The sequence below is a fragment of the Streptomyces sp. NBC_00582 genome (genome assembly GCF_036345155.1).
Taxonomy (GTDB): Bacteria; Actinomycetota; Actinomycetes; order Streptomycetales; family Streptomycetaceae; genus Streptomyces.
This window is the reverse complement of the sequence record NZ_CP107772.1, coordinates 8770192-8785921: the sequence shown is the minus strand read 5'-3', so window position 1 is coordinate 8785921 and position 15730 is coordinate 8770192. Positions and strand designations below refer to the sequence as shown.

15 protein-coding genes are annotated in these 15730 nt (G+C 73.5%); 7 read left to right on the top strand and 8 right to left on the bottom strand.

Annotated elements, in window-relative coordinates; translation table 11 throughout:
- Positions 1 to 50 precede the first annotated feature (50 nt).
- The 3 genes from OG852_RS39805 to OG852_RS39795 all read right to left on the bottom strand — a co-directional run bounded on the left by OG852_RS39805 (position 51) and on the right by OG852_RS39795 (position 3313).
- Positions 51 to 929 carry a hypothetical protein gene (locus OG852_RS39805; protein WP_330350406.1) on the bottom strand — a complete coding sequence of 293 codons (879 nt, stop codon included), beginning with the start codon at positions 927 to 929 and terminating at the stop codon, positions 51 to 53.
- Between the two features lie 52 nt (positions 930 to 981).
- Complete coding sequence (locus OG852_RS39800) at positions 982 to 2508, bottom strand: hypothetical protein (protein WP_330350405.1); 1527 nt, start codon at positions 2506 to 2508, stop codon at positions 982 to 984.
- 94 nt (positions 2509 to 2602) lie between these two features.
- A complete protein-coding gene (locus OG852_RS39795; RefSeq protein ID WP_330350404.1) occupies positions 2603 to 3313 on the bottom strand; it encodes a GntR family transcriptional regulator in 711 nt (236 codons plus the stop codon).
- A 180-nt stretch (positions 3314 to 3493) separates the two neighbouring features.
- On the opposite strand from OG852_RS39795, the gene OG852_RS39790 reads away from it, so the two are divergent.
- The 5 genes from OG852_RS39790 to OG852_RS39770 all read left to right on the top strand — a co-directional run bounded on the left by OG852_RS39790 (position 3494) and on the right by OG852_RS39770 (position 7992).
- Complete coding sequence (locus tag OG852_RS39790; protein WP_133916299.1) at positions 3494 to 4795, top strand: MFS transporter; 1302 nt, start codon at positions 3494 to 3496, stop codon at positions 4793 to 4795.
- 113 nt (positions 4796 to 4908) lie between these two features.
- A complete protein-coding gene (locus OG852_RS39785; RefSeq protein ID WP_133916397.1) occupies positions 4909 to 5706 on the top strand; it encodes a putative hydro-lyase in 798 nt (265 codons plus the stop codon).
- Between the two features lie 32 nt (positions 5707 to 5738).
- The gene (locus OG852_RS39780) at positions 5739 to 6497 is read left to right on the top strand and encodes a LamB/YcsF family protein (protein WP_133916300.1); all 759 of its coding nucleotides are present in this window, start codon (positions 5739 to 5741) and stop codon (positions 6495 to 6497) included.
- 2 nt (positions 6498 to 6499) lie between these two features.
- Positions 6500 to 7126 (top strand): 5-oxoprolinase subunit B family protein, encoded by a 627-nt coding sequence (locus OG852_RS39775; protein WP_133916398.1) that lies wholly within the window; start codon positions 6500 to 6502, stop codon positions 7124 to 7126.
- Positions 7123 to 7992 (top strand): biotin-dependent carboxyltransferase family protein, encoded by an 870-nt coding sequence (locus tag OG852_RS39770; RefSeq protein ID WP_133916301.1) that lies wholly within the window; start codon positions 7123 to 7125, stop codon positions 7990 to 7992. The genes OG852_RS39775 and OG852_RS39770 overlap by 4 nt, the downstream gene beginning before the upstream one ends.
- Before the next feature lie 34 nt (positions 7993 to 8026).
- On the opposite strand, the gene OG852_RS39765 is transcribed toward OG852_RS39770, so the two are convergent.
- The 5 genes from OG852_RS39765 to OG852_RS39745 form a co-directional block, all read right to left on the bottom strand.
- Positions 8027 to 8929 (bottom strand): SGNH/GDSL hydrolase family protein, encoded by a 903-nt coding sequence (locus OG852_RS39765; protein ID WP_330350403.1) that lies wholly within the window; start codon positions 8927 to 8929, stop codon positions 8027 to 8029.
- A 19-nt stretch (positions 8930 to 8948) separates the two neighbouring features.
- Positions 8949 to 10112 (bottom strand): glycosyltransferase, encoded by a 1164-nt coding sequence (locus OG852_RS39760; protein ID WP_133916303.1) that lies wholly within the window; start codon positions 10110 to 10112, stop codon positions 8949 to 8951.
- On the bottom strand, positions 10109 to 11236 hold the full coding sequence (locus tag OG852_RS39755) for a glycosyltransferase family 4 protein (protein ID WP_330350402.1): 1128 nt from the start codon (positions 11234 to 11236) through the stop codon (positions 10109 to 10111). Before OG852_RS39755 ends, OG852_RS39760 begins: the two co-directional genes overlap by 4 nt.
- 228 nt (positions 11237 to 11464) lie before the next feature.
- On the bottom strand, positions 11465 to 12886 hold the full coding sequence (locus OG852_RS39750) for a HEAT repeat domain-containing protein (protein ID WP_330350401.1): 1422 nt from the start codon (positions 12884 to 12886) through the stop codon (positions 11465 to 11467).
- 325 nt (positions 12887 to 13211) lie between these two features.
- Positions 13212 to 13604 (bottom strand): ankyrin repeat domain-containing protein, encoded by a 393-nt coding sequence (locus tag OG852_RS39745; RefSeq protein ID WP_133916306.1) that lies wholly within the window; start codon positions 13602 to 13604, stop codon positions 13212 to 13214.
- Between the two features lie 274 nt (positions 13605 to 13878).
- Here OG852_RS39745 and OG852_RS39740 point away from each other — a divergent pair, with 274 nt between their 5' ends.
- Positions 13879 to 14073 (top strand): hypothetical protein, encoded by a 195-nt coding sequence (locus tag OG852_RS39740; RefSeq protein WP_133916307.1) that lies wholly within the window; start codon positions 13879 to 13881, stop codon positions 14071 to 14073.
- A gap of 52 nt (positions 14074 to 14125) precedes the next feature.
- Positions 14126 to 15688 carry a hypothetical protein gene (locus tag OG852_RS39735; RefSeq protein WP_133916308.1) on the top strand — a complete coding sequence of 521 codons (1563 nt, stop codon included), beginning with the start codon at positions 14126 to 14128 and terminating at the stop codon, positions 15686 to 15688.
- Positions 15689 to 15730 lie beyond the last annotated feature (42 nt).

Genomic DNA, 15730 nt, shown 5'->3' with positions numbered 1-15730 from the left:
GTAAGTCTTCGTCTTCGGCGGTTCAGGGGTTCGGTGGCTGCGAGCAGCCGTCAGGAGTGGAACGGCAGTCCGGCGTCGGCCACCAGGTCCAGGTCGTCCGTCTCGTCCGGGGGCAGCAGGGTCGGTGTGCCGTCGGTGACCGGGACGACGCCCAGTTCCAGCAGTTCGGCCAGGGCGGCGCTGCCCGCCATGTCACGGACCTGGAGCTGGTAGCGGGCCGTGGTGCGGTACGTCCCGCCGTTGTCGTCGCCGGTGCGCTGGAGGAAGCCTGAGTCGGTGAGGAAGGCGACGGCCTTGCCGACGATGCCGGTGGTGGAGCCGGCGAGTCTGCGGGCGTCCTTGGTGGCTCCGGCGGCGCTGCGTCTGGCCCAGATCCGCCAGGCGGCCTCGAGACCGGGCGCGTCGGTGGCCGGGTCGGTGTTCTCGCCCTGTTCCTCGGCGCGCTCCTCCAGCCGGCGGCAGGCCTGGCGGACGAAGGCGTCGACGCCGTTGACGCTGACCCTCCCGATGTATCCGTCGTCGGCGAGGTCCTCGGGGCGCGGGAACGCCAGCGCAGCGACCGCGAGATGGGCGAGGCCGTGCAGGAAGCGGTCGCCGCCGTCGGCGGAGGTGCGACGCGCGTAGTCACCCATGCGCACGGCGAACACCGAGTCCTCGGCGGCGGTCACGGCCATCCCCGCGCGCGGGGACACCTCCAGCACGATCAGGCCGAGTCCGGCGGCGACGGCGTCGGCGAGCCGGGCGAACGCCGGGTCCTCGCGGTACCGGCGCAGCAGGTCGGCGTACTCCTGGTCACGCGCGGGCTGCAGTTTGGGCTGCAGGCCGAAGGCGACGAGCCGCGCCGCGTCGGCGGCGTCGGCGGGGGTGAGCGGCGCGGACACCGGCGCGGGTCCCGTGTCCGGCTCGCTCCACTCGACGTGCTCGCTCACGGGTTCGGCTCCTCGGTGTTCTCGTGGTCGTTCGGGTGAGGTCGTGGTCGGCTCATGCCGCCTCCGTGCGGTCCGCCGCCATCCCCGCGGCGTCCAGCAGGGCGGTGCCGACGATGAGGTCGGCGCCGCCGAACTCGGGGTCGTCCAGCTCCGTCCCGTCGTCCACGGCGAACAGCAGCTTCTCCTCGCCCTGCCGGTAGGCCGTGCCGACGGCGGGGCTCGCCGCGTGCACGGCCAGCAGCGCCACCAGGTAGGGCAGATCGGGATCGGACCGCCGGGCCTCGGCCAGCAGTCCCGAGAGTCTGCGGGGCGCGTCCGCCGGGAGGTCGAGCAGTTGCTTCGCGGCGGCCAGTTGTTCCTCGCTGAAGCGGCTGTCGTCCGGGGTCGCGATGAGGTCGGGCTCCGGCATCTCCGCGCCCAGGTGCTCCCGCTCCACCGGTGGGGTCAGCAGCAGGTCGACGAGGTCGCCCATCCGGACGGACGCCGGGGTCCGGAATCCCGTCCCGCGCGCGAAGAACGCGCCGGTGACCCGGGCCGCCTGTTCCAGCGGCAACGGGAGCACGGGGGTGACGAGATGGCCGTAGAGGTCGATGCCCGAGGACGTCATGGGCGTGGCGAAGGCCTGCCGGTCCTGTTCGGCGCGGAAGAGCGGGCCGGCCTCCAGGAGGCGGGACTGGAGCTGGGTGTGGCGGCGGATGCAGTCCTTGACGATGTCGACGAGTTCGGCGGCGCGCCGCTTGTTGTCGGCGTCCTCGATCTCGTCGCGGGCCCTGCGGATGTTGGTGAGGATCGCGTTCTCGTGGCGGTAGCGGTCGGCCACGTGGTCGAGGGCCTCGGCGATCATGTCGGGCACGGCGTTGAGCCAGTCCACCGCGCGGACGTTGCGCCGGGTGGCCTCCAGGGCCCGGCGGAGGGTCTCGGAGTACTGCACGGTGCGGTAGCGGGCCTGTTCGGCGGCGAGTTGGGCGTCGGCGAGGCGGCCGCGGCGGATGAGGACCTCGAGCTTGACCTCGGCGGCGATCTGGGCGCTGGTGACGTCGGTGTCGAGGGCCCCGACGAGGACGTTGACCGCCTCGTCGGTGGTCCGCAGATAGACCGTGCCGCCGTAGCCGGGGACCTCCTCGATCAGCTTGAAGTCGTAGTCGCGGCGCACATAGGTGCCGTCCGCCGTGAAGGTGCCGTACACGGCGCGGAAGCCGCGGTCGACGCTGCCGACGTTGATCAGGTTCTCCAGGACCCAGCGGGCCACGCGCTCGTGCTCGGCGACGGGCCGGTGCGGGGCCTGGGCGGCGATGCGCGGGATGAGGCGGGCCACTATCTGGTCGTGGTCGGCGCCCGTGTCGAAGTCCATGTTCAGGGTGACGAGGTCGATGGCGGCGAGGGCGACCTCCGCCATGCCGTAGACCGAGTACTCACCGGCGAGGTTCGCCTTGCGTGCGTCGAGGTCGTGGAGGGGCGCGGTGCAGGCGAGCGCGCGCAGGCGCCGCGCCAGGCCCTCGTCGGCGGCCGGGCCCGGAGCCGGGCGCGGCCCCGCGCTGAGCTGGGGCGGAACACGGTCCGTCGATGCAGGCGAAGTCACGGTGCACAGAGTAGGTCCTCGGTCTGACAACGACCCAAACGACCGCAGAAGCGACCGGGGCCGTGACGGCCGTCGACGAGGGCGCCGGACGGCCTCAGGCCTCGCCCTTGCCGGTGCCTTCGCCCACCCGGCTCCGGTAGACCTCGACGACCCGGGCCAGGGAGTCCCGCAGATAGATGTCGAGCAGCCGCTCCGCCCCGGCCCGGTCGCCGGCCTCCAGGGCCTGGAGGATCTGGCGGTTGCGCATGAGGTACGGCTCGTGCAGTTGGCGCGGGTCGTCGACCACGTGGAAGGCGAGGCGCAGCTCGGCGAAGACGCTGCGCATCAGTTCGTCGGTGCGGGCGCTGCCGGCCAGGGCGACCAGTTCGCGGTGGAAGTGGATGTTGGCGGTACCCACTGCTTTCCAGTCATTTTCGATGGAGGCCACCTGGCCCTCGGTGACGGCCGCGCGCAGGGCGTCCAGCCCGTACGGCGGCTCGCCCAGCCCGCGTACGACGGCGCACTCGACGAGCGCGCGTGTGCGGTAGATGTCCTCGACGTCCTCGACGGTCAGGACCCGCACGAACACGCCCCGGTTCAGCTCGTGGACGAGCAGCCGCTCATGGGTGAGCAGCCGGAACGCCTCGCGGAGCGTGTTGCGGGAGACCCCGAGCGCCCCGCCGATGCTGTCCTCCGACAGCCGGGTTCCCGGAGGGAAGAAGCCCTCGGCGATACGGCTCCTGAGGATGTCCGAAACCCGCTCGGCCGTGCTGGTGCGCCCGAGGAGGGTGCGGTCGTCGGCCAGTCCCGCAAGCTGCTCTGCCATGCCCGGAATTCAACCGCAGAACACGAGAACGAACCAACACGGGTATTGAAGGATCGTTCAACGATCCTCTACCTTCCTGTCGCGTACCTTCTCGTCCACGGCACGTACCGCACGCGCCGCACGCACGGCGCACGACCCGCTCACTCCCGCACCCTTCGTCATCCCTCTGCGAGGTGCCCCATGAGCTCGACCCCTCCACCGCAGGCCCCGCCCGACGACAAGCGCCCCGCCACCGCCGCCCCTGCCCCCGATGACGGGGCGTTCGCCTGGCTGCGCGCCCTCGGCCCGCGGGGCCGTCGCGCCTTCGCCGGCGCGTTCGGCGGCTACGCCCTCGACTCCTACGACTACTTCACGCTGCCGCTGAGCATGGTCGCCCTGACCGCGTACTTCGGCCTGGACAACGGCCAGACCGGGCTGTTCACCACGGTCACCCTGGTCGTGTCCGCGATCGGCGGCGCCGTCGCGGGCGTCGTGGCCGACCGGATCGGCCGGGTCAGGGCCCTGATGATCACGGTGATCACGTACGCCGTGTTCACCGTCGCCTGCGGCTTCGCGCCGAACTACGAGACGCTGCTGGTCTTCCGCGCCCTGCAGGGCCTCGGCTTCGGCGGCGAGTGGGCGGTCGGCGCCATCCTGGTCGCCGAGTACGCGAGCGCCCGGCACCGGGGCCGCACCCTCGGCGCGGTCCAGAGCTCCTGGGCCGTCGGCTGGGGGCTCGCGGTGATCGTCTACACGCTGGTCTTCTCGTTCTTCGGCGACGACGTGGCCTGGCGGGTGATGTTCTGGACGGGCGCGCTGCCCGCGCTGCTCGTGGTGTGGGTGCGGCGCCGGGTGAAGGACGCGCCGGAGGCGGCCGCCGCCCGTGAGCAGAGCGCGGTGAAGGGCTCGTTCCCGGCCATCTTCAAGGGCCCGCTGCTGCGCACGACGCTCTTCGCCGGGCTGCTGTCCACCGGCGTCCAGGGCGGCTACTACACCCTGGCGACCTGGGTGCCGACCTATCTGAAGTCGGACCGGGGCCTGTCGGTGGTCGGCACCGGCGGCTATCTGAGCTTCCTGATCTCGGGCGCCTTCCTCGGCTACCTGACCGGCGGCCATCTCACCGACCGGCTGGGCCGGCGCCGCAACATCTGGCTGTTCGCCCTGCTGTCGGCGCTCTGCATCCTGGCGTACGCCCACATCCCCGACGGCGCCAACACTCTGCTCCTGGTCCTCGGCTTCCCGCTGGGGTTCTGCATGTCGGCGATCTTCAGCGGCTTCGGGTCCTATCTGAGCGAGCTGTACCCGACGGCCGTGCGCGGCACCGGGCAGGGCTTCACGTACAACACCGGGCGCGCCGTCGGCGCCGTCTTCCCCACCACGGTCGGCTATCTGGCCGACAGCTGGGGGGTGGGCGGCGCGCTGGTCTTCGGCGCACTCGGCTACGGGATCGCCGCCCTCGCGCTGCTGGGGCTGCCGGAGACACGCGGGAAGGAACTGGAGTGAACCGTCCGATCCTCGCCGAGGAGCGCCTCTCGGCCCCTCTTCCGCCTCCCCGCACACCGTCGGGCGTCCCGCGGGACGGCGTCCCGGAAAACAGCGTCACGGAAGACGTCCCCCTGACCCTCGTGGACGAGCACGCGCACGCGTGGAGCCCCGAGACCGCGAGAGCCCGCTTCCGGGAGGGCCTCGCGGGCCCCACGGCCGGGGTCGCGGCGGGCCACACCCAGGTCAATCTGATCGCGGTGCCCGCGGACTGGGCGTACGACATGCTGTTGTTCTGCCAGCGCAACCCGAAGCCGTGTCCGGTGCTCGACGTCACCGACGCCGGTTCCTGGACGACCGTCCTCGCCGAGGGCGCCGATCTGCGCACGGATCTGCCGCGCTACCGGGTGTGGGAGCACGGCGAGCTGGTGGCCGAGCCGAGGGACGTGCGCGCGTACTGGCGCGAGGATCTGGTGTCGTTCCTGATCGGCTGCAGCTTCACCTTCGAGTGGGCGCTGTCCGGGGCGGGCGTCCCGATCCGCCACCTCGAACAGGGGCGCAACGTCCCCATGTACGTGACGAATCGTCCGTGCCGGCCGGCGGGCAGGCTGCACGGCCCGATGGTGGTGTCGATGCGTCCGGTGCCGCCGCGGCACCTGGCGGCCGCCATCCGGGAGAGCAGTCTGCTCCCGGCGGTGCACGGCAGCCCCGTACACTGCGGCGATCCGTCGGGACTCGGCATCGACGACCTCGGCCGGCCCGACTTCGGCGACCCGGTGGACGCCGAGCCGGACGACATCCCGGTGTTCTGGGCCTGCGGTGTGACCCCGCAGGCCGCGGTGATGGCCTCGCGCCCCCCGTTCGCCCTCACCCACGCACCGGGACAGATGTTCCTCACCGACGCCCGCGATGAGCAGTACCGCGTGGCCTGACACAGGACACGGCCAGACATCAGGAAGGAACCATGACCGCGATCGATCTGAACGCCGACCTCGGCGAGGGCTTCGGCCGCTGGCGGCTCACCGACGACGAACAGCTCCTGTCCGTCGTGACGAGCGCCAATGTGGCCTGCGGCTTCCACGCCGGGGACGCGGCCACCATGCGGCGGGTGTGCGAGCTGGCGGCCGAGCGGGGCGTGACGATCGGCGCACAGGTCTCCTACCGGGACCTGGCCGGGTTCGGGCGGCGCGCCATGGACGTGCCGCCCGCCGAACTGGCCGCCGAGGTGGCGTACCAGATCGGCGCCCTGGAGGTCTTCGCCCGGGCGGCGGGCGCGCGCGTGGCGTACGTCAAGCCGCACGGGGCGCTCTACAACCGGGTCGTGCACGACGAGGAGCAGGCCGGCGCGGTGGTGGACGGGGTGCTGCTCGCGGACGCCACGCTGCCGGTGCTCGGGCTGCCCGGCTCGCGTCTGCTGGACGCGGCCCGCACGGCGGGTCTGCCGGCCGTCCCCGAGGCGTTCGCGGACCGCGCGTACACCGAGCAGGGCACACTCGTGCCGCGCGGCCTGGACGGGGCCGTGGTCACCGATCCGGTCACCGTCGTCGAACGGTCGGTGAGCCTGGCCCGTTCCGGCACGGTCGCCTCCGCGGCCGGGCCGGTCATCGAGGTACGCGCGCGTTCCCTGTGTCTGCACGGCGACACGCCCGGCGCGGTGGAGCTGGCGCGCCGGGTCCGACGGCGACTGGAGGCGTCCGGGGTGCGCGTGGAGGCCTTCGCATGAGCCTGCGTGTCCTGCCGGTCGGGGACGACGCCCTGCTCGTCGAGGTGGCCTCGGGCACCGAGGCGGAGGCGCTGCACGCGGAGCTGGTGCGTCGTCGGGCGGCCGGACTGCTGACGGCCCGGGAGATCGTCCCGGCGGCCCGGACGGTACTCCTGGACGGTGTGCCCGACCCGGTCCGTTTGACTTCCGAACTGACCGCCGCCGACGTCCCGCCCGCTCCCCCGCGGGCGCGCGAGGTGATCGAGCTGCCGGTGCGCTACGACGGCCCCGACCTCGCGGACGTCGCCGCCCACTGGGGTGTCTCCGCGCGCGAGGTGGCCCGGATCCACGCGGACACCGAGTTCCGGGTCGCCTTCTGCGGGTTCGCGCCGGGCTTCGGCTATCTCACCGGACTGCCCGCGCGCTACGACGTCCCGCGCCGGGCCACGCCGCGCACCGCGGTGCCGGCCGGTGCGGTGGCGCTGGCCGGGCCGTACACGGGCGTGTACCCGCGCTCGTCGCCGGGCGGCTGGCAGCTCATCGGCAGCACGGACGTCGTGCTGTGGGACCACGCGCGCGTACCGGCCGCTTTGCTCTCGCCGGGCACGCGCGTGCGGTTCGTCGCGGCGGATCCGGGGGGTGCCGGGTGACGGACCGCGCGCTCTGCGTCGTCCGGGCGGGGGCCCTGACCACCGTGCAGGACCGGGGACGGCCCGGGCACGCCCACCTCGGCGTGCCGCGCTCGGGCGCGCTGGACGCGCCCGCCGCGGCCCTCGTCAACCGGCTCGTCGGCAACCCTCCCGAGGCGGCGGTCCTGGAGACCACCGTCAACGGCTGCGCCCTGCGGCCCCGTTCGGCCGTGACCGTCGCGGTCGGGGGCGCACCCTGCCGGGTGACGGTGAACGGACGCCCGGCCGCCTGGGGCGCGCCGGTGCGGCTGCCCGCCGGGGCGGTTCTCGACGTCGGCCCCGCCGTGTCCGGGCTGCGCAGCTACGTCGGCGTGTCCGGCGGTGTCACCGTCGAACCGGTCCTCGGCAGCCGTTCGACGGACCTGCTGTCGGGACTCGGCCCCGAACCCCTCACGGACGGTACGGTCCTGCCGCTGGGCCCCGAACCCGCCGCGCACGCGCGCGTGGACGTCGCCCCGCAGGCCGCTCCCCCGGCCGAACTCGTCCTGCGGGTCACGCTCGGCCCCCGGGACGACTGGTTCTCGCCGGAAGCCGTCCGTGTGTTCACCACGCGCGCGTACCGCGTGTCCCCGGCGAGCAACCGCATCGGACTGCGCACCGCGGGCCCCACTCTGGAGCGTGCCGTGCACGGCGAACTGGCCAGCGAGGGCATGGTCCTGGGCGCCGTCCAGGTGCCCCCCGACGGCCAGCCGGTGGTCTTCCTCGCCGACCATCCGACCACCGGGGGCTACCCGGTGATCGGGGTCGTCCGTACGGCCGACCTCCCGTCCGCCGCGCAGGCGGTCCCGGGCACACCGGTCCGTTTCGTGGCGGTACGACGACGGTGACGCACGTGGGTGACGTACGTCGGCCGCCGTGTCCCTAGGCGGCGTCCGGCTGCGGCTCGGTCACCGACAGCGCCGCCAGGGCCGCGGAGACCGCCGCCGAGGCCCGCAGGTCGAGCCGCGCGCTCGTGCCCCGCGCGCGGTGGCGCGTCTCGTCGGCGGCCAGCCGGAGCAGTTGCGGCAGCAGGTCGGTGCAGCGCCGGGCCACCCAGCCGGTGCCGGCGGTCGCCAGCCACCACAGGCTCGCCGCGGTCGTCGGCGCCGGGAACTCGGGCTCCGGTGAGGGCGCGGGGCCGGTGGCCAGACCCGCCTCAACCAGCAGGGCGTGGAAGCGCACGGCGAGTTGCCGGTGTCCCCGCTCGCCCGGGTGCAGCCGGTCGGCGCTCCACATCGCGCGGTCCGTCAGCCAGGCGCCCTCGGCCGCGTGCAGATGGACGGCTCCGTAGCGCTCGGACAGCGCGTGGACGACGGCGTTGACCGCGCGCTGCCGCCGGGCCAGCGGCCGGGCGAGGGCTCCGGGGAGGCCGAGCATGGCGCCGGGGTCGGGCAGGCACGCGGTGAGCAGGACCGCCCCCTGCTCGGCGAAAGCGGCGTACACCGTGTCGAGCCGGGCCGCGACGGCGTGGATGTCGAAGGTGCAGCGCAGTGTGTCGTTGACGCCCACGACGACGGACACGAGGTCGGGCCGCAGCGCCAGCCCGGCCGGGAGCTGCCGCTCCAGCACGTCCCGCGTCTGCGCCCCGCTGACCGCGAGGTTGGTGAACGCCTCGGCAAACTCCCCGGACTCCGCGACCCCCTCGGCAGGCTCCCCGGACCCCGCGCCCCTGTCGGCAAGCCCCGCGGCGAGCAGCGCGGCCCAGCCGCGCCACCCCTCACCGGCCGGGTCGCCCACCCCCTCGGTGAGGGAGTCACCGAGGGCTACGAAACGGACCCGTCTCATCCGACGCCTCCGGTCACGCTCATCCGACGCCTCCGGTCACGACGGAACGCACCCGTACCGTCGCGTCGTGTGCCGCCAGGAACGCCTCCACCGACGCGCCCCACCCGAAACACTCCGCACGCGCGCGTGCGACCTCCCGGCGCTCGGCCGAGCAGCGCTCGAGCAGGCACTCCACCGCGTCGGCGAAGGCCGTGCCGCGGTCGGCCGCGACCGCGCCCGCCTCACCGATCACCTCGGGCAGCGCGGAGGACGCGCTGACGACCACCGGCGTCCCGCAGGCCATCGCCTCCAGCGCGGCCAGCCCGAACGTCTCGGCGGGCCCCGGTGCCAGGCACACGTCGGCGCAGGCCTGCAACGCGCCCAGGGCGCCCCGGTCGGCGACATGCCCCAGGAAGGTCACCGGCAGCCCGCGCTCCCGGGCGCGCTGCTCCAGGCGCGGCCGCAGCGGCCCGTCGCCGGCGATCACCAGCACGGCTCGCACGCCCCGCCCCACCAGCGCCTCCAGGGCGTCCAGCGCGGTACCGGGCCGCTTCTCCACGGACAGCCGGGTGCACGTGACGAGCAGGATCTCGTCCTCGCGCGCGTACCGGGCCCGCACGGCCGCGTCGTACAGCGAGGGATGCCGTTCGACGAGGTCGACGCCGAGCGGGGCGCGCACGACGTTGCGCGCCCCGATGCGGACGAACTCCCGTTCGGCGAACTCGGTCGTGCACACCACGCGCGCGTAGGTGTGCGCCGTACGGATGTTGAGGGCGTCGGCGGTGCGCCGGGCGGTGGCCTCGGACAGCCCCCAGGTGCGCAGCACCCCGTCGGCGGTCTCGTGGGAGACCATCACGGCGGGGACGCGGGCCCGGCGGGCCCACTTGCCGGTCCAGCGCAGCGTCGTACGGTCGGAGACCTCCAGGCGGTCGGGCGCGAGGTCCTCCAGGAGGCGGGCGAGGCGGCGCTTGTCGGTGAGGACGCGGTAGCCGCCGGTGCCGGGCAGCAGCGGTCCGGGCAGGGTGATCACCCGGCCCTGCTCGGTGTCACGGTCGCCCGCCCGCTCGCCCGGGACGATCAGGACGGGTTCGTGGCCCGCCGCGCGGTAGCCCTTGCCGAGTTCGCGCAGCGCGGTGCGCAGTCCGCCCGAGGCGGGCGCCACGAAGTTCGCCAGGCGGACGATCCGCAGCGGCCCGCCGCTCACGCCGCCACCACCAGTCGGCGCGCGGCCAGTACGTCCCCGTAGTGGCCGATGAGCTGGTCGCCGACGGCGGCCCAGGTCCGCCCCTCGACCATGGCCCGCCCCGCCTCGCCGTACGCCGTGCGCAGGGCCGGGCCGGCCGCCAGGGTCGCCACCGCGTCCCGTACGGCGGCCGTGTCGCGCGGCGGGAAGAGCAGGCCGGTGCGTCCGTGGGCGACCAGGTCCAGCGGGCCTCCGGCGGCCGGCGCGACGACCGGCACCCCGCTGGCCATGGCCTCCTGCACGGTCTGGCAGAACGTCTCGAAGGGGCCCGTGTGCACGAAGACGTCCAGCGAGGCGAAGATCCTGGCGAGGTCGTCGCCGGTGCGGCGGCCGAGGAGGACCGCGCCGGGCAGGGCCTCGTCGAGGTGGGCTCGGCTGGGTCCGTCGCCCACGACCACGACCTTCACGCCCTCCAGTCCGCACACCCCGGACAGCAGTTCGACCTGCTTCTCGGGGGCGAGGCGGCCGACGTAGCCGACGATCAGTTCACCGTGGGGCGCGAGTTCGCGGCGCAGGTTCGCGTCGCGGTGCTCGGGGCGGAAGCGGACGGTGTCCACTCCGCGCTGCCACAGCTTGACCCGGGGTATGCCGTGCGTCTCCAGGTCGTGCAGGGCGGCGCTGGAGGGAGCCAGGGTGAGGTCGGCGGCGGCGTGCACGGAGCGGATGCGCCGCCAGGCGGTGGCCTCGCCGACGCCCATGTAGGTGCGGGCGTATCCGGCCAGGTCGGTCTGGTAGACGGCGACGGCGGGGATGCCGAGTCTGGCGGCGGCCGCCATGCCCCGCACACCGAGGACGAACGGGCTGGCCAGGTGCACCACGTCGGCGCGGTGCTCGGCCATCGCCGCGGCGACGCGTCGGCTGGGGAGGGCGACGCGGACCTGCGGGTAGCCCGGGAGCGGAAGGGAGGGGACACGGACGACGGGGCACGGCGCGGAGGCGTCGGGCCCGGTACCGGCCGCGGTGGCCGGTGCGACGACGAGCGGGGAGTGACCGCGATCTACGAGGTGCCGGGCGGTCTGGAGCGCGCAGTGGGCCACGCCGTTCACGTCGGGGGGAAAGGATTCGGTCACGATGACGACACGCATACCCGTGTTGTCGCCGCCTTGGACGTGGCCGCGTCAACGTGGATCTTTCCTGACGACAAACGTCCCATGAGCGTTGCGCTGCGTGCGCCGGCGCACCGCGGACGGCCCGCGCCCCCGGTGACCGCGCAGGTCAGACGGTGTCCATGCCCGCCTGACCCGTGGGTCATCCGGTGTTCACCGAGCGGGCGCGCGTCGGCCGCTCCGGCGGCGCCGGGCCCGGTCGTGTGTCTACATCGCCGAGGTCGCGTCGGGGCCGATGCGGCTGCGTACGGCCGTCTGGACCTCGGCCTCCTCGGCGGGGTCGGCGGCGAGCCGCCGAAGGCGTTCCACGACCCGCGCGTCACCGGTCTCGGCGTGCCGGGCGGCGATCTCCCGGGTGGCCTCCTCGCAGTCCCACAGGCATTCGACGGCGAAGCCGGTGGCGAAGGAGGGGTCGGTGGCGGCGAGGGCGCGGGCGCAGCGCCCGCGGAGATGGGAGGAGGCCGTCTCGCGGTAGATGTGGCGGAGCACCGGGGCCGCGCAGACGATGCCGAGGCGGCCGGCGCCGTCGACGAGGGTCCACAGGGTCGGCGCGTCGCAGCCTTCGCCGCGCACGGCCTCACGCAGGGCGCCGAGGACGAGTTCGCTGTCCCTGGTACCACCACGGCAGGCGAGCATGCGGCCCGCGGCGGCGCCGAGGGCGTCGGGCCGGTGGGCCCAGCCGCGGGCCCGCTCGACGGCGGCGATGCTGCGCATGCGTTCGAAGGCGTCGACGCCGGCTTCCACGACGGCTGCGGACCCGGTGGCCACGGCCTGCTCGATCAGGAGCAGGGCGTCGGGGTCGTTGCAGTCGGCGAGATAGCGCAGGGCGGTGCACCGGGCGCCGTCGGTGCCGTCCTTGGCCGCCTGCACGATCTCCGGCCGGTCCTCGGGGCCGGCCACGGCGGTGAGGCAGCGGGCGGCGGGGACATGGAGGGCGGCGCCGCGCTCCAGTCCCTGTTGCGCCCATTCGAACACGGCGCGGACGCTCCATCCCGGGCGCGGGCCGCTGGGACTCATCTGGCGTTGCCAGCGGTCGAAACAGCCGGCTTCCTGGGCGGCACGCACGCGCGTGGAGACGTATTCGCGGGGATCCTCGGCCCACAGCCGCCAGGGCCGTGGCTCGAAGGCGTCCCGGACGGCGGTCGCCAGTTCGGCCTCGCCCTCGGGATCCGTGGCGAACCGGGCGAGCACCGGTGCGGCGAGGGCGCGCAGTGCGGCGTCGTCGTCGCGCAGGGCGAGTTCGTCCAGGGCCCAGGCCCAGTTGGCGCCCGTGGTGGCGTACCTGCGCAGCAGTTCGAGGGCGTCCCGCCTGCCGTAGGAGGCGAGGTGGCCGAGGACGGCCAGGGCGAGGCCCGTGCGTGACTCCTCGGTGTCGAAGGCGTCCTCGACGTCGAAGAGGTGCGCCTCGATCTCGTCCAGCTCGCCACCGAGGTCGAGGTAGAGACGGGCGTAGTAGAGGGAGCGGTTCTCGACCTGCCAGTCGTGGCGGGGATCGCGCAGCACACAGTGGTTCAGTGCCGCGAGCGCTTCGGCGCGCGGGGCGGTGAGCGCGTGCAGCGTACCGTCGCCTCGGCCCCTCTGGAGGAGGCCGAGCAGGGTACCGCTGGGCGCTATGACCGGATCGAACATGGGAAACAGCCTCACATCAAGCGTCGACGCAACCGGGGACGTGCACTACCTGGCCGCGTGACAACACGTCGGGGCGCCCGCCGTTTCCTGCTTGCTGTAGACCATCTTCCTCTGCCTCTCGTCGGTGGCCCATGCGGACCGCATCACGGCCCGCGCGGTGCGGCAACACCTGCCCAGCCCTCGCGTCCGTGAATCACGTCGTCATGATGACCCGGCGCTTCTGCCTGCCGCGACCGATATTTCCGGCGGCCTTGTACCGCCTCCCCCGTGGTCGTTGATTTACCTGGTCAGGAACTTCCCATTACCTGATCGGAGTCGGTGCGGTTCACCGTGCGCCGAACAGTTCCAGCAGCTCGGCCCGGGCGAACATCCGGGCCGTGTCGACGGCCGAGGGGGTGCCCGCGGACGGGTCGGCGCCCGCCTCCAGAAGGACCTTGATCACACCCGTCTCGCCCTTGAAGGCGGCCCCGGCGAGCGGGGTCTGCCCCCGGTCGTTGATCCGGTCGGCCTCGGCGCCACGGGTGAGCAGGGCCCGCACCGCGTCGGCGTGACCGTGGTAGGCGGCGAGCATCACGAGACAGTCCCCGCGGTCATTGGTGAGGTTCGCCGGAACTCCCGCGTCGACGTACGCCACGAGCTCCTCGGTCCGCCCCTGCCGGGCCAGATCGAAGATCTTGGTCGCCAGCTCCACGACCTCGGGGTCGGGGGCTTCACTCATCGGCCTGGACCGCCTCTCGCTCACAGCTCGACTCCACCGTTCAGGTGAATCGCCAGGGTACTGGCTCGTCGCGCACATGGGTGGTCCTCTCCGAGGCAAAGATCACGGAGCGACCCGTTCGCCGCAATTCTCCTGCTCACGCAGCTCATCAGACATACCGCCACTCAGGGGAAATCTACGGAAAATCACTCAGTTGCACCTTTTATCGTATGGATACATCCTGTGATCCTGGAAGTACTCATGGTGACTGTCCCCACGAACCAGGAGATCTCAAATGATCCTGTCCATCTCAGGCGTCGTCCTGCTCGGCATCATCGTCTTCCTGTTCTTCCGGAAGGACGGACTGAAGGCGTCGCACGCCTGCGTCTCGGCCCTGTTCGGCTTCTACCTGGCGAGCACGGCCATCGCCCCGAGCATCAAGGCGGGCGGCGAGAGCCTGGCCGGCCTGCTGGGCGGCATCAAGTTCTGACGCCGCCCGACCCGCCGAACATCCCTTCCGTACGCATGATCAGGAGACAGCAGTGGCCCGGCGCCCCCTCCCCCGCATCCTGAGCACAGGCAGCGCGCAGATCGCCCGGAGCCGGGAGCTGGCCCGGACGGCAGCCGACAGCGCCACCGATGTCCTCCATCCACTGATCACGATCACGCGCGGTCTGCGCCGGCTGGCCTCGGCCGGGCGGCGCAGATGGGCCGAGACCCCCAAGGACAAGCGCGGTCCGCTGCTGTTCCTGGTGGCCTCGCTGATCCTGGTCGTGGCGCTCATGCCGTACGGCCCGCTGCTCGCCGTCATCACCCTGATGGCGGCGGCGGCCTGGCAGGGCCGGGACCGCACCCCACCGGCTCCCGACGGCCCCGACGAGTCGCAGGCCCAACGGCTCCAGTCGCTGTACGAGGCCCTGGTCCCGTACTTCTCGACGGCCGAGGACCCTTCTCCCCTCTACGCCCACGGCGGCGAGTGGGAGGAGGCCTTCCCGGCGTACGAGTTCGACACCTCGGGCCGCATCACCCAGCTCGTGATCCGCTACCCCGCCTACTTCCCGGACGGCGAGACCGAAGCCCGCGCGCGGGTCGAGCTGCTGCTCACCGCGAAGTCGGGCCGCGGCCGCGAGTACCTCTTCACCTGGGACGAGGAGGGCAACGAACTCACGGTCGGCGTCCTCGCCCCGCTCCCCACCGACATCGCCGCCCAGCGCTTCGTCACCGCGCCGGGCGAGACGGTCCTCGGCTTCACCGACCCCATGCGCGTCCAGCGCACCCTCCCCCTCACCTACGGCGAGGAACAGCGTGACGTCCCGCCGGTCGTCTGGCGTCACGGCGCCCGCTCCACCGAGCCGCATCTGCTGGTCGTCGGCCAGCCCGGCAGCGGCACCTCCACCCTGCTGCGCTCCATCGTGCTCCAGGCGCTCCAGTACGGCGACGTCCTGATCGTCGAGGGCGGCGGCACCGGCGAGTACGCCTGCCTGACCGGCCGGGACGGCGTCCTGGGCGTCGAGGTCGGGCTGGCCGGGGCGCTGAACGCCCTGGAATGGGCGGCCCAGGAGACCGAGCGCCGGCTGATCGCCGCCAACCAGGCACGTCAGGCGGGCCGGACGCCGCCGGACGACACCAGGCGCCCGCTGTGGATCGTCCTCGACCGGCCCACCGCCTTCGCCCCGCTCGCCGAGGCCGACGGGCGCAAGGATCCGCAGTCCCTGCTCCAGGTTCCCCTGCGGCACGGCCGCGCGGCCTCGGTGACGGTGGTCGTGGCCGAACAGTTCGACAGCCTGGACCTGCTGGACGACGCCGTACGGCAGCACACGCGCGCGCGTGTCGTGCTCGGCCCCGCCTCGGCCGGGCGCCTGGCAGCCGTCCTCGGGGCTCCCCCGCACACCACTCCCGTCGAGCAGGTCCCGCCGGGGCGGGGGTATGCGCGGCTGGGGGCGGGGCCGGTGCATCGGCTCCAGGTTCCGGCCACCCCGGATCCGTACGACGACGCCACGAGCGAGGTGCAGCGGCAGGCGGTGCTGGAGCTGCTGCCACCTCGGAGTACGCCTGCGGACGAGGGGCCGGTGCCGGTGGAGGCGGCTGTCGTGGCCGAAGCGTGAGGAGTCGGCCCCGTCGGTGCGGGCAGGGGGTTCGCTCGCCCG

What these genes read in the sequence shown, in the direction of transcription:
- OG852_RS39795 (WP_330350404.1), bottom strand. Translation starts at nt 3,313, where the DNA reads ATGGCAGAGCAGCTTGCGGGACTGGCCGACGACCGCACCCTCCTCGGG.
- OG852_RS39790 (WP_133916299.1), top strand. Translation starts at nt 3,494, where the DNA reads ATGAGCTCGACCCCTCCACCGCAGGCCCCGCCCGACGACAAGCGCCCC.
- OG852_RS39780 (WP_133916300.1), top strand. Translation starts at nt 5,739, where the DNA reads ATGACCGCGATCGATCTGAACGCCGACCTCGGCGAGGGCTTCGGCCGC.
- OG852_RS39765 (WP_330350403.1), bottom strand. Translation starts at nt 8,929, where the DNA reads ATGAGACGGGTCCGTTTCGTAGCCCTCGGTGACTCCCTCACCGAGGGG.
- OG852_RS39755 (WP_330350402.1), bottom strand. Translation starts at nt 11,236, where the DNA reads ATGCGTGTCGTCATCGTGACCGAATCCTTTCCCCCCGACGTGAACGGC.
- OG852_RS39750 (WP_330350401.1), bottom strand. Translation starts at nt 12,886, where the DNA reads ATGTTCGATCCGGTCATAGCGCCCAGCGGTACCCTGCTCGGCCTCCTC.
- OG852_RS39745 (WP_133916306.1), bottom strand. Translation starts at nt 13,604, where the DNA reads ATGAGTGAAGCCCCCGACCCCGAGGTCGTGGAGCTGGCGACCAAGATC.
- OG852_RS39740 (WP_133916307.1), top strand. Translation starts at nt 13,879, where the DNA reads ATGATCCTGTCCATCTCAGGCGTCGTCCTGCTCGGCATCATCGTCTTC.